At 66.4% G+C, this 23,833-nt stretch carries 16 protein-coding genes, 1 tRNA gene and 2 pseudogenes; 14 read left to right on the top strand and 5 right to left on the bottom strand.

Going from position 1 to position 23,833, the window contains the following annotated elements; genetic code table 11:
- Positions 1–32 precede the first annotated feature (32 nt).
- From D0Z60_RS02050 to D0Z60_RS02035, 4 genes and pseudogenes are all read left to right on the top strand, one after another.
- A tRNA-Trp gene (locus D0Z60_RS02050) sits at positions 33–108 on the top strand.
- Positions 109–285: 177 nt separating this feature from the next.
- Positions 286–483, top strand: a complete 198-nt coding sequence (gene secE / locus D0Z60_RS02045) for a preprotein translocase subunit SecE (RefSeq protein WP_118856597.1) — start codon at positions 286–288, stop codon at positions 481–483.
- Positions 484–500: 17 nt separating this feature from the next.
- Entirely contained in the window at positions 501–1,040 is a 540-nt protein-coding gene (gene nusG / locus D0Z60_RS02040; RefSeq protein WP_118856595.1) for a transcription termination/antitermination protein NusG, read from the top strand.
- A 146-nt stretch (positions 1,041–1,186) separates the two neighbouring features.
- Positions 1,187–1,591 (top strand): annotated as a pseudogene (locus D0Z60_RS02035) (response regulator); the annotation flags it as partial.
- Between the two features lie 7 nt (positions 1,592–1,598).
- Here D0Z60_RS02035 and D0Z60_RS02030 read toward each other — a convergent pair.
- A pseudogene (locus D0Z60_RS02030) lies at positions 1,599–2,585 on the bottom strand (sensor histidine kinase); the annotation flags it as partial.
- 307 nt (positions 2,586–2,892) lie between these two features.
- Here D0Z60_RS02030 and rplK point away from each other — a divergent pair.
- The 5 genes from rplK (at position 2,893) to D0Z60_RS02005 (ending at position 7,296) form a co-directional block, all read left to right on the top strand.
- Positions 2,893–3,324 (top strand): 50S ribosomal protein L11, encoded by a 432-nt coding sequence (gene rplK, locus D0Z60_RS02025; RefSeq protein ID WP_118856589.1) that lies wholly within the window; start codon positions 2,893–2,895, stop codon positions 3,322–3,324.
- Positions 3,325–3,328: 4 nt separating this feature from the next.
- Positions 3,329–4,027, top strand: coding sequence for a 50S ribosomal protein L1 (gene rplA, locus D0Z60_RS02020; protein WP_118856587.1), 699 nt, complete (start codon positions 3,329–3,331; stop codon positions 4,025–4,027).
- Positions 4,028–4,111: 84 nt separating this feature from the next.
- Complete coding sequence (locus D0Z60_RS02015) at positions 4,112–5,713, top strand: FAD-dependent oxidoreductase (protein ID WP_118856585.1); 1,602 nt, start codon at positions 4,112–4,114, stop codon at positions 5,711–5,713.
- A 30-nt stretch (positions 5,714–5,743) separates the two neighbouring features.
- Positions 5,744–6,568: a polyphosphate kinase 2 gene (gene ppk2 / locus D0Z60_RS02010; protein ID WP_118856583.1), complete on the top strand. Its 825-nt coding sequence runs from the start codon at positions 5,744–5,746 to the stop codon at positions 6,566–6,568.
- 41 nt (positions 6,569–6,609) lie between these two features.
- On the top strand, positions 6,610–7,296 hold the full coding sequence (locus tag D0Z60_RS02005; RefSeq protein ID WP_118856581.1) for a DUF4956 domain-containing protein: 687 nt from the start codon (positions 6,610–6,612) through the stop codon (positions 7,294–7,296).
- On the opposite strand, the gene D0Z60_RS02000 is transcribed toward D0Z60_RS02005, so the two are convergent.
- From D0Z60_RS02000 to D0Z60_RS01990, 3 genes are all read right to left on the bottom strand, one after another.
- Positions 7,293–8,303 carry a hypothetical protein gene (locus D0Z60_RS02000; RefSeq protein ID WP_162888033.1) on the bottom strand — a complete coding sequence of 337 codons (1,011 nt, stop codon included), beginning with the start codon at positions 8,301–8,303 and terminating at the stop codon, positions 7,293–7,295. The two genes, D0Z60_RS02005 and D0Z60_RS02000, sit on opposite strands and share 4 nt — an antisense overlap.
- Entirely contained in the window at positions 8,300–9,307 is a 1,008-nt protein-coding gene (locus D0Z60_RS01995) for a metallophosphoesterase (protein WP_118856578.1), read from the bottom strand. The genes D0Z60_RS02000 and D0Z60_RS01995 overlap by 4 nt, the downstream gene beginning before the upstream one ends.
- Positions 9,308–9,369: 62 nt before the next feature.
- Positions 9,370–12,207, bottom strand: a complete 2,838-nt coding sequence (locus D0Z60_RS01990; protein WP_118856576.1) for a M16 family metallopeptidase — start codon at positions 12,205–12,207, stop codon at positions 9,370–9,372.
- A 166-nt stretch (positions 12,208–12,373) separates the two neighbouring features.
- On the opposite strand from D0Z60_RS01990, the gene D0Z60_RS01985 reads away from it, so the two are divergent.
- From D0Z60_RS01985 to rplL, 3 genes are all read left to right on the top strand, one after another.
- On the top strand, positions 12,374–13,198 hold the full coding sequence (locus D0Z60_RS01985; RefSeq protein ID WP_118856574.1) for a hypothetical protein: 825 nt from the start codon (positions 12,374–12,376) through the stop codon (positions 13,196–13,198).
- Between the two features lie 277 nt (positions 13,199–13,475).
- Entirely contained in the window at positions 13,476–13,982 is a 507-nt protein-coding gene (gene rplJ / locus D0Z60_RS01980; protein WP_118856572.1) for a 50S ribosomal protein L10, read from the top strand.
- A gap of 55 nt (positions 13,983–14,037) precedes the next feature.
- Positions 14,038–14,412 (top strand): 50S ribosomal protein L7/L12, encoded by a 375-nt coding sequence (rplL, locus tag D0Z60_RS01975; RefSeq protein ID WP_118856570.1) that lies wholly within the window; start codon positions 14,038–14,040, stop codon positions 14,410–14,412.
- Between the two features lie 93 nt (positions 14,413–14,505).
- Here rplL and D0Z60_RS01970 read toward each other — a convergent pair whose 3' ends face one another.
- Positions 14,506–14,838, bottom strand: a complete 333-nt coding sequence (locus D0Z60_RS01970; protein WP_118858383.1) for a DOPA 4,5-dioxygenase family protein — start codon at positions 14,836–14,838, stop codon at positions 14,506–14,508.
- A 291-nt stretch (positions 14,839–15,129) separates the two neighbouring features.
- On the opposite strand from D0Z60_RS01970, the gene rpoB reads away from it, so the two are divergent.
- Both rpoB and rpoC read left to right on the top strand, forming a co-directional pair.
- The gene (gene rpoB, locus D0Z60_RS01965; RefSeq protein WP_118856568.1) at positions 15,130–19,293 is read left to right on the top strand and encodes a DNA-directed RNA polymerase subunit beta; all 4,164 of its coding nucleotides are present in this window, start codon (positions 15,130–15,132) and stop codon (positions 19,291–19,293) included.
- Positions 19,294–19,395: 102 nt separating this feature from the next.
- Entirely contained in the window at positions 19,396–23,694 is a 4,299-nt protein-coding gene (gene rpoC / locus D0Z60_RS01960) for a DNA-directed RNA polymerase subunit beta' (protein ID WP_118856566.1), read from the top strand.
- The last annotated feature ends 139 nt before the right edge of the window (positions 23,695–23,833 follow it).

The raw sequence follows: 23,833 nt of genomic DNA, 5'->3' as shown, positions 1-23,833 counted from the left end.
GGCGGCGCTCAGGGCTAATCGGCGCGCGGCCTAGGGGTATAGCTCAGTTGGTAGAGCATCGGTCTCCAAAACCGAGGGTCGTGGGTTCGAGTCCCTCTGCCCCTGCCAAGCCTGACGGCGCGGAAACGCTGCGCGCCGCCCAGGCCACTTGAATATGCCGCACCGGGAAGCTAATTGCGGCTCCATTCCGACATCGGAAAAGCCTTCCTCCATCCCGGCCCGGCCGGGGCGGAGGAGGAAGCTTAGCCGAAACACCGCCGGAACCTCGAACAAGCGAGCACGCCCGTGGCCAAGACCAGTCCCGCCGAATTCCTTAATCAGGTGCGCGCCGAAGGGCGCAAGGTCGTCTGGCCGACCCGCAAGGAGACGATCACCACCGCCATCATGGTGCTGATCATGACCGTCCTGCTGGCGCTGTTCTTCCTGGTCGTCGACGGCGCGCTCGCCGCCGTCGTCCGCTTCCTCATCGGCCTGCTCGGCTAAACACAGGCGAATCATCCATGTCCCGCTGGTACATCATCCACGCTTACTCCGGCTTCGAGAACAAGGTGAAGGACTCGATCCTCGGCGAGGCCAAGCGTCTCGGCCTCGAGCAGATGGTCGAAGCGGTCGAAGTCCCGACCGAGACCGTGACCGAGATCAAGCGCGGCAAGAAGGTGCAGGCGGAGCGAAAGTTCATGCCCGGCTACGTGCTCGCCAAGCTCAGCCTTACCGACGACGTTTTCCACCTCGTCAAGAACACGCCGAAAGTAACCGGCTTTCTCGGGCCCGGCGGCAAGCCGCAGCCGATCCCGGATGCGCAGGCCAACCGCATGCTCGATACCAAGGATGAGACCGCCGCCGCCGCGCCCAAGACCAAGGTCAAGGTCGACTATGAGATCGGCGATTCGGTCAAGGTGCTGGACGGCCCGTTCGCCAGCTTCAACGGCATCGTCGAGGAGCTCGATTTCGATCGCGCCCGGGTCAAGGTCAGCGTCTCGATCTTCGGTCGCGCGACGCCGGTCGAGCTCGAGTTCGAGCAGGTCGAGCGGGTCAAGTAGGAACCATCGTCGGGCGCACGGGTTTGGTCCCCGCCGCGCCGTGTCGATTGCGCAACAGCGGACCTAATACTAGCTTTTGTTAGGAACCGCCCGGCCGCACGCGGGTTTCCGTCAGAACGGAAAACTCACACCGAAAAGCAGCAGGACCAGTGGACGCCCAACGAATTCTGATTGTCGAAGACGAAATGCTGGTCGCGATGGAGCTCGAGGCGATCATCGAGGACCTCGGCTACGAGTGCGCGGGAATTGCGCCCGACGTCGACAGCGCGACGGAATATTTCGGCGGCCGGCTCGACCTTGCTCTGGTCGACCTCAACCTGCGCGACGGTCTCACCGGCCCGCAGATCGGCGAGAGCCTGTGCCAGCTTGGCGTTCCGGTGATCTTCATCACCGCCAATCCGCGAGTCCTCGGTGACGGCATCGCGGGCACCATCGGCGTCATCACCAAGCCGACCGACGAGAGCACGGTGAAAGCTGCGCTCGACTATGTGTTCCGCTGCCGCGAGGATGAAGCCGCCGAGCCGCCGCCCGCGCTGCGCCTGTTCGGCTAGCGCGCACTCAGCGCGACAGGCGCCGTTCCTTGACCCGGACGATGGTCCGCAAGCCCTGCTCGCGCCATTCCCGCTCGATCTCGCCGCCAAGCTGGCCACAGATGCTCAGTTCCGCCAGGCGGGTGCCGAAACCCTTGTGATCAGGCTCGCTGGCGATTGCCGGCCCGCCGCTCTCGCGCCATTCGATAATCACGTCGTCGGCCTTGCGCCCGATGTCGATCGCGACCTCGCCCGAATCGACGGATAGCGCGCCATATTTCATCGAATTGGTCGCGAGTTCGTGAACCAGCAGCGCAATCGGTGTGGCGCCGCGGTCATCGATCCTGAGGTCCTCGCCGCTGATCGTGATGCGACCCTCCCCAAGCGCGGGATAGGGCATCAGAATCTCGCGCAGCACGCCGTGCAGCCGCTCGGGCAGGTCGCCCGGGGCCGATCGCTCGGAATGGGGACGCACGAACTCATGCGCTCGGCCGAGCGCCGCGATCCGCTTTTGCAGGCTCTGGGCGAAGCTGCGATGCTCGGGATGTTGCCGCGCCGATAGGCCGACCAGGCCGCTGATCACCGCGAAGATGTTCTTGATCCGGTGGCTTAGTTCGCGGCTCAGGATTTCGTTCTGCTCGGCCTGGCGCTTCTGTTCGTGAATGTCGGTGCAGGTCCCCATCCAGCGCACGATCTGCCCGTCAGGGCCGCGCAAGGGGAGCGCGCGGCCGAGCGTCCAGCGATAATCGCCGCTGTGGTGGCGCAGGCGATACTCGATCTCATAAGGCTCGCCGGTCGCGAGGCTGTGGCGCCACCGCGCCCACGCCCGGTCCTGGTCGTCGGGGTGGAACATACCGTTCCACTCCTCGCCGTCGGTCGACCCTTCGGGCATGCCGGTGAATTCATACCAGCGCGCGTTGTAATAATCATGGTAGCCGTCGGGCAGGGTCGACCACACCATTTCCGGAAAGGCGTCAGCGAGCGTCCGGAACGGCAAGTCCGCCTCGCGGAGCGAGTTGCGCGTGGCAGCGCGCAATGCATCGGACGGGGCGGCGTCGTTCAAAGGGCCTCCAGGGGAAAAAGCCAGGCGGATCCGGGGAGGAAACGCACCGCGATCGCATTCTTTCACGGCTTCCCCTAGGGCAATCCGGCGCCCCCGTCGATGCGGTTGCGAAAAGCGCCGGCATCGGCTAGTGGCGCGCCTCCAGCATCAACGTTGGAATTCTGCGGGAGCCCGAAGCGCAAGCCTCGGGCGTCTGGACCGCTAAACTTGAACAGTCCGTCGAAGCACCAGCGCAGGCGGACGACTAGAGAGTGAACACATGGCAAAGAAGATTACCGGCTATATCAAGCTTCAGGTGCCGGCTGGAGTGGCCAATCCGTCGCCGCCGATCGGCCCGGCGCTCGGCCAACGCGGCGTCAACATCATGGAATTCTGCAAGGCCTTTAACGCCGCCACGCAGGACCTTGAGAAGCAGATGCCGATCCCGACCATCATCACCGTCTACGCGGACCGCAGCTTCTCGTTCGTCACCAAGACCCCGCCGGCGAGCTTCCTGCTCAAGAAGGCGGCCAAGCTGAAGTCGGGCTCGAAGGAGCCGGGCAAGGTCTCGGCGGGCACGATCAAGCGCAGCCAGCTCAGCGAAATTGCCGAGATGAAGATGAAGGATCTCAACGCCACCGACATCGAGGCGGCGACCCGGATCATCGAAGGCAGCGCCCGCGCAATGGGCCTCCAAGTGGTGGAGGGCTAAGGACATGGCCAAAGTGACCAAGAAGCAGAAGGCGCTGGCCGGCAAAGTCGAGCCGATGAAGCTCTACCAGCTCGACGAGGCTATCAGCCTGGTCAAGTCGCTCGCCACCGCCAAGTTCGACGAGACGGTCGAAGTGGCGATGAATCTCGGCGTCGACCCGCGTCATGCCGACCAGATGGTGCGCGGCATCGTGAACCTGCCCAAGGGCACCGGCAAGACCGTCAAGGTCGCGGTGTTCGCCAAGGGCGCTAAGGCGGACGAAGCCACCGCCGCCGGCGCCGACAAGGTCGGTGCCGAGGATCTGATGGAAGAGATGCAGGCCGGCAAGCTCGACTATGACCGGGTTATCGCAACGCCCGACATGATGGGTGTCGTCGGCCGTCTCGGCAAGGTGCTCGGCCCCAAGGGCCTGATGCCGAACCCGAAGCTCGGCACGGTTACGATGGACGTCACCAAGGCGGTCACCGACGCCAAGGCCGGCCAGATCGAGTTCCGCGTCGAAAAGGCCGGGATTATTCACGCCGGGATCGGCAAGGCGAGCTTCGAGGAAGCCGATCTGAAGGCCAATTTCGACGCCTTCGTCGACGCCATCGTCAAGGCCAAGCCGGCCGGCGCCAAGGGCAAGTACCTCAAGAAGGTCGCCCTCAGCTCGTCGATGGGCCCGGGCGTCAAGGTCGATGTCGCGGAGGTCGCCGGCGCCTAAGGCACTGTCGATTGACTGATCGAAAGGGCCGGGCGGAAACGTCCGGCCCTTTTGCGTCGGGTCATGGCACCCTATCTGCGGCCCATGGAAAGCATCGGCGGCGACCTCAAGGAAATGAAGCCGCGGCCGCTGGCTGATGACCACCTCGCGGCGATGCGCGAACGCGGGGCCGAACAATCCTATCCCGCTGGTCAGTTGATCGCCCGCAACGGCGATCCGATGGACCGCTTCATGCTGGTGATCGACGGCGAGGTCGAAGTGGTCGATCCGTTCAGCGGCGAGCGCATGGTGCCCTCGACGCTCGGTCCCGGCCAATTCATGGGCGAGCTCGCCTTCCTCAACGGCGGCCGCTGGACTCTCCCGATGCGCGCCGCGCGCGACACTCGGACGCTCGAGGTGTCGCGCCCAGCGATGCTCCAGCTGATGAGCGAAATCCCGGAGCTCGGCGACCAGATCATCACCGTCTATTCTGCGCGCCGCCGCCGCCAGGTCGAAGAGGGGAGCAGCGCGATCAAGCTGATCGGTGCCGACCGCGACCCGGCCATCCAGCGCGTCGCCAGCTTCCTGTCGCGCAACCGCATCCCGTTTCAGTCCTACGATCTCGACGGCGCGGACGAGGACAGCGTCAGCGTCTGCCGCCTGGCCGATCACAAGCCGTCGGTGGTGTTCGGAAGCGACACGGTGATCGAGGATCCCGACCCGTCCAAGCTCGCCAATCTGCTCGGCCTCGATCTCGACGCGTCGAGCGAGGAGACGCTCGACCTCCTGATCGTCGGCGGTGGCCCGGCCGGAGTCGCCGCGGCGGTCTATGCCGGTGCCGAGGGCCTCAGCGCGCTGGTCGTTGAGGACACCGCGATTGGCGGCCAGGCCGGGACCTCGAGCCGGATCGAGAATTACATGGGCTTTCCGACCGGCATTTCGGGCGGCGACCTCATCTACCGCGGCCAGATCCAGGCGATGAAGTTCGGCACCCGCTTCGCCATGCCGCGCCGCGTCGAGCACCTCGCCGTCAACGGGGACGGCGTGTTCTGCGCGACCCTCGACCATGGCGACACGCTCTGTGCCCGCGCCGTGCTGGTCGCGACCGGGGTCCAATACCGCCGACTTCCGCTGCCCCGGCTCGAGGAGCTCGAGGGCGCCGGCATCTTCTACGCTGCGACCGAGATGGAGGCACGCTTCTGCGCCCGCACCGATGCGGTGATCGTCGGCGGCGGCAACAGCGCCGGCCAGGCGGCGATGTTCCTCTCGCGTCACGCCCGCCACGTCCATTTGCTGGTGCGCGGCGACAGTCTCGCGGAATCGATGTCGGCCTATTTGCGCGACCGGATCGAGGCGGACCGACGGATCACCATCCACTACCGGTCGGCGGTCGCCGAGCTGATCGGCGAGAGCCGACTCGAGGCAATCCGCATCGCCGCCCCCGACGGTGAACGGCGGCTCGATTGCGGCGCACTGTTCATCATGGTCGGCGCCGAGCCCAATACCGCCTGGTTGTCGGGGCTGGTCGAGGTCGACCGCGCCGGCTTCGTCGTGACCGGCGATGGCAGTGCCTACGCCACCTCGCGGCCCGGCATCTTCGCCGTTGGCGACGTGCGCTCCGGCTCGGTCAAGAGGGTCGCCTCGTCGGTCGGCGAAGGATCGGTCGTGGTGTCCGCGATTTGGAGCTATCTCAACAACGCCCTATGACTCGTGCCGAGCAGGCAAGCGGGGGCTTCGATGAGCGGAAAGACGATCCTCAGCCGCGAGCGCTACGAGGAATTGCTCAAGCCGCTGACCCGCGAACTTAGCGATGCCGCGCGCTGGATTCACGAGACTGGCCAGCGCGTCGTGATCGTCTTCGAAGGCCGCGACACCGCCGGCAAGGGCGGCTCGATCGACATGATCAGCCAGAACATCAATCCGCGCCATTGCCGGGTCGTCGCCCTCCCCTCGCCGACCGCTCGCGAGCAAGGCCAATGGTACTTCCAGCGCTATTTCCAGCATCTGCCGTCCAAGGGCGAACTCGTGCTGTTCGACCGCAGCTGGTACAACCGCGCAGGGGTCGAGCGGGTGATGGGCTTTTGTACCCAGAAGCAGGCCGAAGACTTCCTCGAGGCGACGCCCGAGGTCGAGCGCCACCTCGTCGACGATGGCATCCTGCTGTTCAAATATTGGCTGTGCGTCGACCAGGAGCGGCAGGAAGAACGCTTCCACAACCGCCTCAAGAACCCGCGGCGGCGCTGGAAACTGTCGCCGATCGATCTCGAATCGCGCAGCAAATATGAAGACTACACCCGCGCCCGCGAGCGCATGCTCGAAGCGACCCACACCGCCTGGGCCCCGTGGACCCTGGTCGACTTCAACGACCAGCCGGTCGGCCGCCTGACCCTACTGCGCCATTTCCTCGACATGCTGCCGGACACGCGCCTGCCGGTCGCCGACATCCCCTGGCCGCCGCTCGCCCACAAGCCGCACAAGGAACGTTTCGGCGTGATCGAGCCGATCGCCAGCTTCGACGTCGACGACGCCGGAAGTGCGGGCTTGGCGACCGACGAGGAATGACCTAGCCTCGCAGCTGACGCGAACCACGGGGGGTTTCAGTCATGCGCGCAGGCCGGCTCGTCACGCAGCTCATCATCTATTACGCCGTCATCATCGGCGGCACCTTCCTGTTGCTGCAGGCCTATCCCGAGCTTCGCTCCTACCTGCCGGTCGGCGGCGCCCAAGAGTTGATCGGCGCGACCGAGGGCAAGAGCGCGCTCGAAACCGCCGCGTCCGATCCCAAGGTAAAAAGCCTCGGCCAGTCGCTCGGCTGGCTGTCGGTGGCGATCCTGGGCGCGCTGATGAGCGCGCTCCCGGTCAGCTGGATGTACATGGCGACCCGCACCGACGAGGAATACGACCAGTCGCTGATCAGCTCGATCCTCATTCTGCCGGTGGTCGTCACCTCGATCGTCATCGTCGTCCAGAACAGCCTGGCGCTGGCCTTTGCCCTTGGGGGCATCGCGGGCGCGGTGCGCTTCAAGAACAGTCTCAAGAGTTCAGGAGACGCGCTCTACATCCTCTTGTCGGTCGGCATGGGACTTGCCTCGGGTATCGGCGCGGTCGAGCTCGCCTTCGTTATGGCGATGGCGTTCAACATCATCTTCCTGATCCTGTGGGTCAGCGAATATGGCGAACGCGCGGGCATGAAGCGCTTCATGACCGACTTCAATCCCGGCACCTGCCCCGATCCGCCCGCTCCGCCGGCCGATCCCGCAGCCGCAGTCAACGCGCCGCCAAAAGCCTAGCCGAGGCAGGTCCGCAGCATTTTCGCCTCGGCCGTCAGGTCGGTCGCGATGTCACGGAAGAATCCTTCGAGATAGGCCGTCGCCCGTGCGCCGACCGCCGGGCTGAGGCCCGGGATCGAACCAAGGATCGCGGCCATCTCTGGGCGCTTGGCGCGAAACTCGGCGAGCAGTGCCCGCGCTTCCGCATTGTGGCGGCACAGGCCGCGATAGCGGCGCTGGCGGACATTGCTGACCGGGATCATCGCCGGCGGGGTCGCATAAGGCGCGCTGACTAGTCCGGAAAAGTCGAAGTCGTAGGGCACCGGGCTGAGCTGCGCCGAAGCCGCGCCCTGCGGCGCGATCGGCCGGCTGTTGTGGCAGCAGTCGTCGCCTGCCGGCCCGGCCTGCAGCGCCCAGTCAAGGTTGCCGACCATATATTGAAAGATGGCAAAGCGGGCGGCGTCTCGCGGCGCGAGCCGGCTTACCGGAAAGCGCTCGCCCATTCGCGCGAACGTCATGCCGTTGCGCCGGGCGACGTCGTCGATGTCCTCGATGAAGAAGGCGTAGCGGCTGACGATCGGCCGGCCCGCATCATCGGTGTAATCGACCTGCGCCAGCCGCGCCCGAAAGCTCAGCGGGGTCAACGCGTTGAACAACTTGTAGGCGGCGTATTCGAGCAGCAGGAAGTTCTGGAAATCGGGGGCGCCGCGGCAGTGGGTGACGAGCTTCAGCCGCCGCTGACCGGCGAATGGGCTCGCCGCCGGCGGCGGCTGGTTGAAGGTCACGCGCAGCGGCGGGAATTGGCAGACGTCCTTCTCGCGCCGGGTGATGCCGCGCGGGGCGAGCGTGATCGGCAGCGGCGCCGAGCCCGCCACCGCCAGCGTCCCCGGCCGGTTCGGGCTGCTTCCCGGCGAGCCCTTGGCGATCTGGTCGACCGGGCCGGCGATGGTCAGGCGAAGCGGTTCGTCGGTTGCGAACAGGGGCGTTGCGGCGGCGGCGATGGACAGAGCAATGGTTTCCAAGATCATGGCTTGCTCCGGGCTGTGACCCGCGGGGTGACGGTGTCGCCGACGATCTCGGCCCAGCCGAGGACTCCGCCGTAGGGGCGGGCGGTGCCGGTATCGATCCGTATCAATTTACCACCGAAATCGATGCGGACGCCCTTGGCCGACGGCGTGTGGCCGATGACCAGGCGCCTGGCTCCGAACGCGCGGAGCGCGACGTCGAGCTCGTTGGCGGCGGTCGGCCGGCCCGGAGCGGTGCCGGTAACCAGCCCGCGATACCACAGGGGCCCCATCTCGTCGTTGATGATCGCGGCGCGGTCGGTCGTCCCGGCCAGCACCGCCTCGCGCGCGCGGCGGTTGATCTCGCTGAGCGGCACGAGGGCATAATTGGCGCTGATCCCGCCGTGAACGAACAGGCTCGAGCCGACCTTGGCGATGGCCGGTAGGCCGGCGACCCACTGGCCGAGCTCGCCTTGCGGGCCCCAGGCAGTGTTGTGTTCGACCTTGCCGAGCGGCGTATCGGCGATCCACAGGTCGCGGATCGCGGCCGGGCTCAGGCTGGCGTCGCGCAGCCGGTAATAGGCCTCGATCGCCGTCTTGTTGAGGCGATAGCCCTCCATCCGCCGTTTCTCGCTCTGGCGGTCGGCGAAGGCGGCATATTCGCCGGGATCGACGTAGCGATAGTCGCCGGTGACCATCATCGCCTCGTGATTGCCCATCACCACGATGACCGCCCCGCCGGAGCGGCGCGCCTCGCGCTGCAATTGCTGGAGATGACGGATGATCTTGAGGCTGTCCGGGCCGCGATCGACGATGTCGCCGGTCTGCACCAGCACGGTGCGGCCGCCGGCCCATTTAAGCTTGCCGTCGATCAGCCCGGCAGCGCGGGCGATGTCGAGCCAGGCGTCATAATCGCCGTGGAGGTCGCCGACCGCGATCACGCGCGCCGGCGACGCGGGCCCCTGCGCCCGCGCCGGTGCGGCAAGCGCCAACACGGCGCCCAATATCGCGATCAGCTGCCGGATCATCCACCCTCCCCGACCAACGGGAGCGATGGGGCATCCGGGCGGCGCGATTGTCAAGCCGATGCCTAGGGCGCCGCTTTCTCCGCCGCCCGCGCGAGGTCGAGCTTGGCGGCCGGGATCACCACCAGATTGGGCCGCAGCGCGCGCAGCGGAGCGAGGAACTTGGCCGAGTCGCCGACCACGATCAGCGACACCCGGTCGGCGCTCAGCATGCGCGCCATCGCCGCGGTCGCCGCGGGCCCGCTGCTCGCGTCGATCCGCTCGGCGTAGGCCAGCGCTTCTTCGGGCGAGACACCGCGGATCAGCGCGTTGCTGAGCGTCGCGTTGAACCCGCTGCTGGTTTCGAACGAGCGCTTGAAGCGGCCGTTGAGCAGGGTCTTGCGGTTGCCGACCTCGGCCTCGTTGAGCGGGTTGGTGGCGATTTTCTGAAGTTCGGCGAGGATGATCCCGGCGACCTCGGCCGCGCTCTCGTTCTTGGTCTGGGCGCTGGCGATCACCGTGCCGCCGGCAAGGTTGGCGCTGACGTCACTGTACGAGCCGTAGCTGAGCGAGCGCTTGGTGCGGATTTCGGTGAACAACCGCGCGGTGCTGCCGCCGCCGAGGACCGCATTGGCGATCTGGGCCGGGTAGAAATCCTTGTCGCCGCGCGCGAGCCCGGGCGCGACGGCATAGACCGCGGCCTGGCCGGCGCCCGGCAGGTCGACGACGATCGTCCGGCCCGGCAACGGTTCCCCGACCAGTCGCGCGGGGGCGGCCGGAGCCGGTCCGCTCGCCCGCCAGTCGCCGAAGGCGCGCGAGACCAGCGCGGTCCCGGCCGCCGGATCGAGCCCGCCCGAGACGATGATCGCGGCGGTCTCGGGCCGCCACCAGCTCTGGCGATAGTCGAGAAGGTCCTGGCGGCCGATGCGGGCCATCGAATCCGGGGTTCCGCCGGAAATGCTGCCGTAGGGCGTCGCACCGAACACCACCGGCGAGACCAGCAGTCCGGCCAGAGTCCCCGGCGTCTTGTAGGCGACGCTGAGGCCGTCGAGCGCGCGCTTGCGCTCGCGCTCGAAATCCTCGGCCGGGAACGAGGCGTTGCGGACGATGTCGGCGAGGATCGTGGTCGCTTCGCCCAGCGTCGCGGTGGGCGCGGTAACGGTGAAGAACAGCCCGTCGCGTCCGGCGCCGCTCGACAGGCTCGCACCGAGCCGCTCGAGCCCGGCGCTGATGTCGCGCGCCGAGCGGGTCGCCGTGCCCTTCTCAGCGATCGCCGCGGCGAGCGACGCGCGCCCGGCAAGGTTGGCGGGATCGGTCGCAGCGCCGGCCGGGACGACGACCGTCACCGATCCGAGCGGAACGTCGCCGGTGCGCGCCGCGATCACCCGCGCGCCGTTGGCGAGCCGGCTGTCGGCCAGCCGGGGGAGCACGAACTGGCCGCTGACTCCGGGGCCGGGGACCGGGTCGCGCTCGGCCTCGGCCCGCAGCACGTTGGGCGCCCGCCCTGCCGGCGGCGGAGTCTTGAAGGTCGGCAGCGGGGTCGGATTGGCCCAGCCCTTCGCCTCGCCGTCGCCCTGGATGTAGCGGATCGACACCGTCCGGGCCGGGTCGAGATAGGTCCGCGCGACGCGGCGCACGTCGGCAGCGGTGACCCGACCGATCGCCGCCAGTCGCTTGTCGGCATGGCGCGGATCATTGGTCCGGACCAGCGCTTCGCCGAGGGTGAAGCCGCGGTTGGAAAAGGTCTCGCGCTCGCCCAGCGCCGCGGCGAGGATCTCGTTCTTGGCCTCGAGCACCTCGTCCGCGCTCGGCCCCTCGCTGCGCAGGCTGTCGATCGCCGCGCGCAGCGCCGATTTGACCGCCGCTTCCTGCTTGCCGCCGGCGACGATCCCGAACGCCGCGAGGAAGCCGGTCTCCTCGGTGTCGACGAGCTGGCTGCTGGCCTCGGCCGCCAGCCCGCTTTCGACCAGGGCGCGGTCGAGCCGGCTGTTCTCGCCGCTCGACAGGATCGCGTCGAGCACCTCGAGCGCGGCCATGTCGGGATGGCGCGTGCCGGGCACTCGATAGACCTCCATCGCCACCGGCAGCGGCACCGTCGGACCGGTCGCGGTCACCGTCCGGGCGACCACCGGCGTATCCTTGGTAGTGATCGCCAGCGGCACCGCGCGCGGCCGCTTGGGCATGCCCGCGAAATATTTGTCGACCAGCCTGTCGAGCGTCGCCGGGTCGTAATTGCCGGCGATGATGAGCGTCGCCGTGTCCGGCCCGTAATAGCTTTCGTGGAACGCGCGCGCGTCCTCGAGAGTCGCCGAATCGAGGTCGGTAATGCTGCCGATCGTCGGGCGCCGGTGGGGGATGACGTTGAAGATGTTCTCGGCGATGGCGAAGCTGAACAGCCGGCCATAGGGCGGCGCGAACACGCCTTGGCGAAGCTCTTCCTTGACCACCCCGCGCTCGGTCTCAAAGACCTCCTTGTCGATCACCGGGCGGAACATCCGCTCCGCATGGGTCCACATCATCCGCTCGAGATATTCGGCCGGGACGATCTCGTAATAATTGGTGCGGTCCCACGAGGTCGAGGCGTTGCGGGTCCCGCCGATGTCGTCGACCATGCGGTTGATCGCATTGTAGGGCATGTTGACGGTCTTGCGGCTGAGGATGTGCTCGAACAGATGCGCGAAACCGGCGCGGCCGGCCGGGTCGTGCTTGGCCCCGACCTCATACCACATCGACACCATCACGTTGGGCGTCGTGGTGTCGCGCAGGCCGATCACGCGAAGGCCGTTGGCGAGCTTGCGCTCGGTGAACTTCATCGCCGGGACCGACGCGGCGCCGGACGCCTTTTTCGAGGCCTGCGCCGAAGCGGGCGCGGCAAGGAGCGCGCCGGCGGCGCAGGTGGCAATCAGGATCGAGCGAGCAAGCATGACAGTCCCCCGTGGAAAATACGTGTTCACAGACAAGCCGCCCGAGCCGGCGAAGGCAAGCGCCCCTTCGCCCAACGGCCGCGCCGTTCCTTCCAACGGCGGTCCGCCAACTGGATTGCGTTGCCGCCCCGGCTTGCTAGGCTGAGCGGCAGCGGGAGGACCCGGTATGCGTGCTTTGTTGATTGCCGTGGCGCTCGCCACATCTCCCGCGGCCGCGCGGCCGTTGACTGCCTCGGAGCAAGTCCAGCTTGATGCCAATCTTGCTCGCGGCGACCAGCTCTACGCCTACGACCAGGCCGCCTGGCACATTACCGATGCGGCGCTCAAGGTCTTTCCCAAGGATGCCGCCAGCTTCGTGCGCGGCTATGTCGTGACGCCCGACACCGGCGGCCTGCGAACCACCTTTTATGGTGGCGAGAGCGGTCGGTATTTCCGGGTCTATTCGGCGATCTGGACCGGCCGCAGGGTCGCCTCGCCGCAAAGCTTCGAGCGCGCCGCGCGCGTGCCGGTGACCGCCGAGGAAGCGCGATTGATCGAGGCTAAACGGATCGCGCTCGGCAGCGGGGCCGACGAAGTGTTTCTGTGCAGCAAGTCCGCACCGAACTCCGCAGTCATTCCCGGCCGGACCTCTGCCGATCCCATTTCGGTCTATGTGCTCACTTCGACTACCGCGGCAGGGGTCGTCCACCTTGGCGGACATGCGCGGATCGACGTCAAGGACGGAAAGGTCGTTGGGCGCCGCAACTTCACGCGCGGTTGCATCTCGTACGATGCAAAGTCGGCGCGAGTCCCGGCGGGCGCCAAGCCGGAGATGTTCGTTCTCACGCATTCGCTCGATCCGGTCCCGACCGAAATCCACGCCTTTTCGCTCCATTACCTGCCGGTGTCGCTCGGCGTCGCGACGACGAGCACCGGGCTGCTGTTCATGATGTCGCTCGACAAGGGGCGCTCGATTGCTCGGGCGACCGCAGCCGACCCGCCCAATAGTTGACTTCGCCCGGACGCCGGTTATAGGCGCGCCGGTCTCTCTTCGGAGAGCAACCGTCCGAGACAGTCGCTGTCCCCGCATTTCCGCGAGGACTTAATCGCGCGGCCTAGACGGGGACAGGAATTCACGCGGGGCGTTGCGCCTCGCGCGTGCGGCGGTTCGCTCCGTCGCCATGATCTCATGCCCCCCGGACATCGATCACTGCGCAGCGGCTCGCCGCCGCGTGGCATTTTGAGTCCCCGGCGCGGTTCGTTCCGCAACGGGATTACAGGAGTATGGCATGGATCGTTCGCAAAAAGCCGATCTGGTTGCCGAGCTGAAGAACGTCTTCGCCGAGACCGGCGTGGTTGTGGTGACCCGCAACCTCGGCCTCTCGGTGGCGCAGTCCTCGGACCTGCGCGCGAAGATGCGCGACGCCGGAGCCCAGTTCAAGGTTGCGAAGAACCGGCTTGCCAAGATTGCCCTCGAAGGGTCGACCTACAGCCCGCTCGGCGAGTTCCTCGTTGGACCGACCGCGCTGGCGACGTCGTCGGACCCGGTCGCCGCTGCCAAGGTGGCGGTGGAATTCGCCAAGACCAACGATCGCTTCGAGATCGTCGGCGGGGCGATGGGCACGACGATGCTCGACGTCAACGGAGTGAAGGCGCTGGCCGAACTTCCGTCGCTCGACGAGCTTCGCGGCAAGCTTGTTGGCCTCGTCCAGGCGCCGGCGACCAAGATCGCCCGCACCCTGATGGAGCCCGGTGGCCAGCTGGCGCGAATCTTCGCCGCCAAGGCCGCAGCCTGAGAACGTACGATTGAAGTGACAACATCGGGCCGTTGCGCCCAACTGGAGATAAGAAATGGCTGACCTCAATAAGATCGTCGAAGACCTGTCGGCGCTGACCGTTATCGAAGCCGCCGAGCTGGCCAAGCTGCTCGAAGAGAAGTGGGGCGTTTCGGCCGCCGCTGCCGTCGCCGTCGCCGGCCCGGCCGCTGCCGCCGCCGGCCCGGCCGCCGAGGAGCAGACCGAGTTCGACGTGATCCTCACCGGCGACGGTGGCAAGAAGATCAACGTCATCAAGGAAGTCCGCGCCATCACCGGCCTGGGCCTCGGCGAAGCCAAGGCGCTGGTCGAGTCGGCTCCCAAGGCCGTCAAGGAAGGCGTCAACAAGGACGAAGCCGAGAAGATCAAGAAGCAGATCGAGGAAGCCGGCGGGACCGTCGAGCTCAAGTAAGCTTCTCGACAAGTTTCGTCGGTGTCTTGAAGCGCCGGCGGATGGGAAGGGCGGCCTCGCAAGGGGTCGCCCTTTTTCGTCCGCGGCCGCTGCCTAGTCGAACGGCGCCAGGTCGAGCGGCTCCGACGGCCCGAACCAGATGACATGGTCGGTGTGGTCGGCGCGATCGTCGCCGGTCGAGGCGTGGGCGAAGATTGTCAGCCCGTCCCGAGCCACTGCGAGGAACTGCGCGACGTCGCCGAAGCGCCCGGGCGAGACGGTGAGCTGGACGCTGCCGCGCGGATGGGGGCCAACCGGGCGCTCGTGGAAGTGACCGACCGGAAGGTCGAAGCGGCGCACGAGTTCACCGGCCAGCAGCCGCGCCCGCTCCAGCTCGGGCGGATCGAAATAGAGGTGCACGTGGAAATCGCGGATCGACCTTGGCATGTCCATTCTCCTTGAGTCACTAGCTAGGGGCTGACCGAGCGGGGCCAAGACCGCACAGGGATGTGACCGCCCTCCCCCTCTTGCGCGCTGTTGGATTTGCGCTATATCCAATCCTATCCAGACATAACGGCTCCGCCGCACGGCTTCGTGCGTCCGGGGCTTTTTCCTGTCCCCGCCGGGACACGGGCCGACCCGCGCAACGGCCTGCACGTATGGCGGAGAACTCACGGGAGCCGCGCCGCACCATAATCCAGGGGCGCACGCTCGTGCGCCCGGAGCGCAGGGAATTTCATGGCCACCAAAGCGAAAGACGTGCCGAGCCAGGCCCGCAACATCAAGCAGCGTCGGATCCGCCGCATTTTCGGCAACATCCACGAGATCAGCGAGATGCCGAACCTGATCGAGGTTCAGCGCGAGAGCTACGAGCAATTCCTTCGCTCCAACCCGGCCACCGGCTATGTCTCGGGCCTCGAGAAGACCCTTCGCTCGGTGTTCCCGATCCAGGATTTCGCCGGCACCGCGCACCTCGACTTCGACCATTACGAGCTCGAGGAGCCCAAGTTTGACGTCGACGAGTGCCGCCAGCGCGGACTAACCTATGCCGCGCCGATGCGCGTCACGCTGCGCCTCACCACCTTCGAGATCGATCCCGACACCGAGGCCAAGTCGGTGATCGATATCAAGGAGCAGGACGTCTACATGGGCGACATGCCGCTGATGACGAAGAACGGCACGTTCATCGTCAACGGCACCGAGCGTGTCATCGTCAGCCAGATGCACCGCTCGCCGGGCGTGCTGTTCGATCATGATCGCGGCAAGACCCACGCTTCGGGCAAATATCTGTTCGCCGCGCGGGTCATCCCGTATCGCGGCAGCTGGCTCGACTTCGAGTTCGACGCCAAGGACATCGTCAACGTCCGCATCGACCGCAAGCGCAAGCTCCCGGTGACGGCCCTGCTCCACGCGCTCGGCCTGACCAGCGAGGACATCCTCAACACCTTCTACAACCGCGTCACCTATGTGCGCGGCAAGAACGGCTGGCAGATCCCCTATGCCGCCGAATCGTGGCGCGGCCAGAAGCCCAACCATGACGTGATCGACGCCGACAGCGGCGAAGTGATCTTCAAGGGTCACGAGAAAATCAGCCCGCGGCTCGCCAACAAGGCGGCCAAGGACGGCCTCAAGAACGTGCTCATCCCGACCGAGGAAATCTTCGGCCGCTTCTCGGCTTATGACCTCATCAACGAGAAGACCGGCGAGATCTACATCGAGGCGGGCGACGAAGTGACGCCCGAGAATCTCGAACTGCTCGACAAGGCCGGCACCGACCGCCTCGAGCTGCTCGACATCGACTATGTCAACACCGGCCCGTGGATCCGCAATACGCTGAAGGCCGACAAGTCGGAGGAGCAGGACAGCGCGCTGGCGGATATCTACCGCGTCATGCGCCCCGGCGAGCCGCCGACCCGCGAGACCGCCGACGCCTTGTTCTACGGCCTGTTCTTCGACCCCGAGCGCTACGACCTCAGCGCGGTCGGCCGCGTCAAGCTCAACATGCGCCTCGGCCTCGACGCCGAGGACACCGTCACCACGCTGCGCCGCGAGGACATCATCGCGGTCGTCCAGGAGCTGGTGAATTTGAAGGACGGCAAGGGCGAGATCGACGACATCGACAACCTCGCCAACCGCCGCGTCCGCTCGGTCGGCGAGCTGCTCGAGAACCAGTACCGAGTCGGCCTGTTGCGCATGGAGCGCGCGGTCAAGGAGCGGATGAGCAGCGTCGACGTGTCGACGGTCATGCCGAACGACTTGATCAACGCCAAGCCGGCGGTCGCCGCGGTGCGCGAGTTCTTCGGTAGCTCGCAGCTGTCGCAGTTCATGGACCAGACCAACCCGCTCAGCGAAGTCACCCACAAGCGCCGCGTCTCGGCGCTCGGGCCGGGCGGCCTCACCCGCGAGCGCGCCGGCTTCGAAGTCCGCGACGTTCACCCGACCCACTACGGCCGGATCTGCCCGATCGAGACCCCCGAAGGCCCGAACATCGGTCTCATCAACTCGCTCGCCAGCTTCAGCCGGGTCAACAAGTACGGCTTCATCGAGACGCCGTACCGCAAGGTCATCGACGGCAAGGTCAGCGACGAGGTCGTCTATCTCTCGGCGATGGAGGAGCAGAAGCACACCATCGCTCAGGCCAATGCCGAGCTCGATGCCAAGGGCGGCTTCGCCGAGGAAATCGTCTCGAGCCGCCAGGCCGGCGACTTCCTGATGGCTCCGCGCGACCAGATCACGCTGATGGACGTCTCGCCCAAGCAGCTCGTGTCGGTCGCCGCATCGCTCATCCCGTTCCTCGAGAACGACGACGCCAACCGCGCGCTGATGGGATCGAACATGCAGCGCCAAGCGGTGCCGTTGCTGCAGGCCGACGCGCCCCTGGTCGGTACCGGCATGGAAGAGACCGTGGCGCGCGATAGCGGCGCGGCGATCGCCGCCCGCCGCGGCGGCATCGTCGACCAGGTCGACGCCACCCGCATCGTCGTGCGCGTCAGCGACAGCATCCACGCCGGCGAGAGCGGAGTCGACATCTACACGCTGATGAAGTTCCAGCGCTCCAACCAGAACACCTGCATCAACCAGCGCCCGCTAGTGAAGGTGGGCGACACAGTCGAGGCCGGCGAGATCATCGCCGACGGTCCCTCGACCCAGTTCGGCGAGCTTGCGCTCGGCCGCAACGTGCTGGTCGCGTTCATGCCGTGGAACGGCTATAACTACGAGGATTCGATCCTGATCTCCGAGCGCATCGTCAAGGACGACGTGTTCACCTCGATCCACATCGAGGAATTCGAGGTCATGGCCCGCGACACCAAGCTCGGGCCGGAGGACATCACCCGCGACATCCCCAACGTCGGCGAGGAAGCGCTGCGCAACCTCGACGAGGCGGGCATCGTCTACATCGGCGCCGAGGTCGAGCCGGGCGACATCCTGTGCGGCAAGATCACGCCCAAGGGCGAAAGCCCGATGACCCCCGAAGAAAAGCTGCTCCGCGCGATCTTCGGCGAAAAGGCCAGCGACGTGCGCGACACCTCGCTCCGCCTGCCGCCGGGCGTGTCCGGAACGGTGGTCGAGGTGCGCGTCTTCAACCGCCACGGCATCGACATCGACGACCGTACCCGCGCCATCCAGAGCGAGGAGAAGGATCGGCTCAGGAAGGACGCCGACGACGAGAAGGCGATCCTCAACCGCGCGACCTTCGCCCGGTTGAAGGAAATGCTGCTCGGCCAGGTCGCGACCGCGGTGCCCAAGGGCATCAAGAAGGGTGCGACGCTCGATGCCGGCACGCTCGACGAGGCGGAGCGCTTCGACTGGTGGAAGATCGCGGTCAAGGACGACAAGCGCCAAGCCGACCTCGAGGCCCTCAAGGTCCAGTATGACGAGGCCGTCCAGACGATCAACCGCCGGCTCGAGGACCGCATCGGCAAGGTCGAGGCGGGCGACGAGCTCGCCCCGGGCGTGCTCAAGATGGTCAAGGTGTTCGTCGCGGTGAAGCGCAAGCTTCAGCCGGGCGACAAGATGGCCGGCCGTCACGGCAACAAGGGCGTGATCAGCCGCATCCTGCCGATCGAGGACATGCCGTTCCTCGAGGACGGGACGCACGCCGACATCGTGCTCAACCCGCTGGGCGTGCCGTCGCGCATGAACGTCGGGCAGATCTTCGAGACCCACCTGGGCTGGGCCGCGCGCGGCCTCGGCAAGCAGATCGGCGAGATGCTCGAGAGCATGCACGAGGACGGCAAGGATCTGGCCGGCAAGGACATCAAGGCGGTCCGCGCCAAGCTCAAGGACGTCTACGGCGAGGCCTATGCGGCCGAGATCGACGCCCGCGACGAGACCAGCGTCATGGAATTAGCGCAGAACCTCGTCGGCGGCATCCCGATGGGCACGCCGGTGTTCGACGGGGCCCGCGAGAGCGATGTGTCCGACATGCTCGACAAGGCCGGGCTCGACCGTTCGGGCCAGGTGACCCTGTTCGACGGCCGCACCGGCGAGCCGTTCGACCGCAAGGTGACGGTGGGCTACATCTACATGCTCAAGCTGCACCACCTCGTCGACGACAAGATCCACGCGCGTTCGATCGGGCCGTATAGCCTGGTCACCCAGCAGCCGCTGGGCGGCAAGGCGCAGTTCGGCGGCCAGCGTTTCGGCGAAATGGAGGTGTGGGCGCTGCAGGCCTACGGCGCCGCCTACACGTTGCAGGAAATGCTGACCGTGAAGTCGGACGACGTGATCGGCCGGACCAAGGTCTACGAGGCGATCGTCAAGGGCGACGACACGTTCGAGGCCGGCATTCCGGAAAGCTTCAACGTGCTGGTCAAGGAAATGCGCTCGCTCGGCCTGTCGGTCGATCTCGAGAGCCTAGCCGACGAAGCCGACGAGCCGACCGCGATCGCCGCGGAGTGATCAATGCTCCGGGAGCGGGCCGGTGAAGGGCCCCTCCCGGAGAGCAACATGCCCTCCCCTAGCCCCTCCCGCCAGCGGGAGGGGGATGGAGTTAAGAAGATTATGAACGAGCTGACCAACTTCGCGAACCCGGTGGCCAAGCCGGAGACCTTCGACCAGATCAAGATCGGGATCGCCTCGCCGGACCGCATCCGCTCGTGGTCGTTCGGCGAGATCAAGAAGCCCGAGACCATCAATTACCGCACGTTCAAGCCCGAGCGCGACGGCCTGTTCTGCGCCCGCATCTTCGGTCCGATCAAGGACTACGAGTGCCTGTGCGGCAAGTACAAGCGCATGAAGTACAAGGGCATCGTCTGCGAGAAGTGCGGGGTCGAGGTCACCGTCTCCAAGGTCCGCCGCGAGCGCATGGGCCATATCGAGCTCGCCGCGCCGGTCGCGCACATCTGGTTCCTGAAGTCGCTGCCGTCGCGCATCGGCCTGCTGCTCGACATGCAGTTGAAGCAGCTCGAGCGGATTCTCTATTTCGAGAGCTATGTGGTGATCGAGCCGGGCCTCACCCCGCTCGAGAAGTTCCAGCTCCTCACCGAGGACGAACTGCTCGCCGCGCAGGATGAATATGGCGAGGACGCCTTCTCCGCCGGGATCGGCGCTGAGGCGGTCAAGACCATGCTTATCGACCTCGACCTCGAGGGCGAGCGCGAAGAGCTCCTGAAGGAGCTCGCCGAGACCAAGTCGGAGCTCAAGCCCAAGAAGATCATCAAGCGCCTCAAGGTGGTCGAGAGCTTCATCGATTCGGGCAACCGCCCGGAGTGGATGATCCTCGACGTCGTTCCGGTCATCCCGCCCGAGCTTCGCCCGCTGGTGCCGCTGGACGGCGGCCGCTTCGCGACGTCGGACCTCAACGACCTCTATCGCCGGGTGATCAACCGCAACAACCGCCTCAAGCGGCTGATGGAGCTGCGCGCTCCGGACATCATCGTCCGCAACGAAAAGCGCATGCTCCAGGAAGCGGTCGACGCGCTGTTCGACAATGGCCGGCGCGGCCGCACCATCACCGGTGCCAACAAGCGCCCGCTGAAGTCCTTGAGCGACATGCTCAAGGGCAAGCAGGGCCGCTTCCGCCAGAATTTGCTCGGCAAGCGGGTCGACTATTCGGGCCGCTCGGTGATCGTCACCGGCCCGGAATTGAAGCTTCACCAGTGCGGCCTGCCGAAGAAGATGGCTTTGGAGCTGTTCAAGCCGTTCATCTACTCGCGGCTCGACGCCAAGGGTCTCAGCATGACCCTCAAGCAGGCCAAGAAGTGGGTCGAGAAGGAGCGCAAGGAAGTCTGGGACATCCTCGACGAGGTGATCCGCGAGCATCCGGTGCTCTTGAACCGCGCGCCGACGCTCCACCGCCTCGGCATCCAGGCGTTCGAGCCGGTGCTGATCGAGGGCAAGGCAATCCAGCTTCATCCTTTGGTCTGCGCCGCGTTCAACGCCGACTTCGACGGCGACCAGATGGCGGTCCACGTGCCGCTGTCGCTCGAGGCGCAGCTCGAGGCCCGCGTGCTCATGATGAGCACCAACAACATCCTCTCGCCGGCCAACGGCAAGCCGATCATCGTGCCGTCGCAGGACATGGTGCTGGGCCTCTACTACCTGTCGATGGAGAAGGAAGGCGAGCCGGGCGAAGGAATGATGCTGGCCGACATGGCCGAGGTCCACCAAGCCCTCGCCGCCGGAGCGGTCACGCTGCACACCAAGATCGTCAGCCGGGTCCCGCAGACCGACGAGGCGGGCAAGCAGTTTATGAAGCGGTTCGAGACGACCGCCGGCCGGATGCTGCTCGGCGAGACCCTGCCGAAGAGCCACAAGGTGCCGTTCGAAACTGTCAACCGCTTGCTCACCAAGAAGGAAATCGGCGACGTCATCGACATCGTCTATCGCCACACCGGCCAGAAGGAGACGGTGCTGTTCGCCGACGCCATCATGGCGCTCGGATTCCGCCACGCGTTCAAGGCCGGGATCAGCTTCGGCAAGGACGACATGGTCATCCCGCCGGCCAAGGAAGCTTTGGTCGACGAGACCCGCGGCCTGGTGAAGGACTATGAGCAGCAGTATCAGGACGGCCTGATCACCCAGCAGGAAAAGTACAACAAGGTGATCGACGCCTGGTCGCGTTGCGGCGACCGCGTCGCCAGCGAGATGATGAAGGAAATCTCGTCGGTGAAGAAGGGCGAGGACGGCCGCGAACTGCCGACCAACTCGATCTACATGATGGCCCACTCCGGCGCCCGCGGTAGCCAGGCGCAGATCAAGCAGCTCGCCGGCATGCGCGGGCTGATGGCCAAGCCGTCGGGTGAGATCATCGAGACCCCGATCATCTCGAACTTCAAGGAAGGCCTCACCGTCCTTGAATATTTCAACTCGACCCACGGCGCCCGCAAGGGCCTCGCGGACACCGCGCTCAAGACCGCCAACTCGGGCTATCTCACCCGCCGACTGGTCGACGTGTCGCAGGACGCGGTGATCGTCGAGGAGGATTGCGGCACCGACCGGATGCTCGAGATGCGCGCCATCGTCCAGGGCGGCGCGGTGATCGCCTCATTGGGCGACCGCGTGCTCGGCCGGACAACCGCCGAGGACATCGTCGATCCCAAGAGCGGCGAGACGATCATCAAGGAGGGCCAGCTGCTCGACGAGGCGATGGTGCTGCAGATCGAGGAGCTCGGGCTGCAGGGCATGAAGATCCGCTCGCCTTTGGTGTGCGCCGCCAAGCAGGGCGTGTGCGGCAAGTGCTACGGGCGTGATCTCGCGCGCGGCACGCCGGTCAATATCGGCGAGGCGGTTGGCGTGATCGCCGCCCAGTCGATTGGCGAGCCGGGCACGCAGCTCACCATGCGGACGTTCCACATCGGCGGCGCGGCGCAGCTCAACGAGCAGTCCAACCTCGAAGCGCCGGTCGACGGCACCGTCGAGCTGCGCGACATGCCGACCATCCAGGATCCGCGCGGCCGCCACGTGTCGCTGTCGCGCTCGGGCGAAATCGCGATCCTCGACATGGACGGTCGCGAGCTCTCGACCCACCGCGTGCCCTATGGCGCGCATCTGCTGTGCGAGAGCGGCCACATCGTCAGCCGCGGCGACCGCATTGCCGAGTGGGATCCGTCGTTCGCGCCGGTCATCACCGAGCGCGCCGGCACGATCCGCTACCAGGATCTGATCGAGAACCGGACGATGACCGAGCAGACCGACGAGTCGACCGGCATCTCCCAGCGCGTCGTCACCGAGGACATGGCCAAGGCCAAGAAGGACGACCTTCGCCCGCGCCTGACGCTGACCGCCAAGGGCAAGGGCGAGGACGCCGTCTATCGCCTCGCCACCGGCGCCATCGTCGCGGTCGAGGACGGGATGGAAGTCCAGGCCGGCGAAGTGCTCGCCCGCCTGCCGCGCGAAGCGGCCAAGACGCGCGACATCACCGGCGGTCTGCCGCGGGTGGCGGAGCTGTTCGAGGCCCGCAAGCCCAAGGAGAATGCGATCATCGCCAAGGTCTCGGGCAAGGTCACCTTCATGAAGGACTATAAGGCCAAGCGGAAGATCGCCATCCTCCCCGAGGACGGCGGCGACCCGGTCGAATATCTGGTCCCCAAGTCGAAGGTGATCGACGTCCAGGAAGGCGATTACGTCAAGCGCGGCGACAACCTCGTCGGCGGCTCACCCGATCCGCACGACATCCTCGAGGTGCTGGGGGTCGAGGCGCTGGCCGAATATCTCGTCGCCGAGATCCAGGAGGTCTATCGCTTGCAGGGCGTCAAGATCAACGACAAGCACATCGAGGTGATCGTTCGCCAGATGCTGCAGAAGGTCGAGATCACCGACGGCGGCGACACCACCTTGCTCGCCGGCGAGCAGGTCGACCGCGAGGAAATGGACGACCAGAATAGCAAGCTGACCAAGAAGCAGAAGCCGGCGATCGGCAAGCCCGTGCTGCTCGGCATCACCAAGGCGAGCCTGCAGACCCGCAGCTTCATCTCGGCGGCGTCGTTCCAGGAGACCACCCGGGTCCTCACCGAAGCCTCGGTGCAGGGCAAGGTCGATATCCTGAACGGCCTCAAGGAGAACGTCATCGTCGGCCGCCTGATCCCGGCCGGGACCGGTGCCGGCATGAACCGCCTGCGGGTCGCCGCCTCGAGCCGCGACGCGTCGCTCCGCGCCCAGCAGCGCAAGCTCGCCGAAGCGCTGATCGCGCCCGACAATGCCGAGGAGCAGCACCAGGCCGAGCTCGCCCGCAACGCGCGCGACGAGAGCACCGGCGGAGAGGACCCGCTCGCCGCGGTCGTCCCCTCGGGCCACGGCACCGATGCTGACGCCGGTGACTATCTCACCGACGCCGAAACCGAAGTGAAAACCGGGGAGTAAGTCCTTCTCCGACCTGAAGATACAGGCCGTCGCCCACCCCGGGCGGCGGCCTTTTCTTTACCGGGGCCCGCTGCGCCGTCCCCTCCGAGCTCACCGGCACAAAGGCCTGCCTTCCCTTTGCGGCGCGACCCCCTAGGCT

Source organism: Sphingomonas mesophila (assembly GCF_003499275.1).
Taxonomy (GTDB): domain Bacteria; phylum Pseudomonadota; class Alphaproteobacteria; order Sphingomonadales; family Sphingomonadaceae; genus Sphingomicrobium; species Sphingomicrobium mesophilum.
The sequence above is the reverse complement of the archived record's forward strand: the minus strand, read 5'-3'. Positions and strand labels throughout refer to the sequence as shown.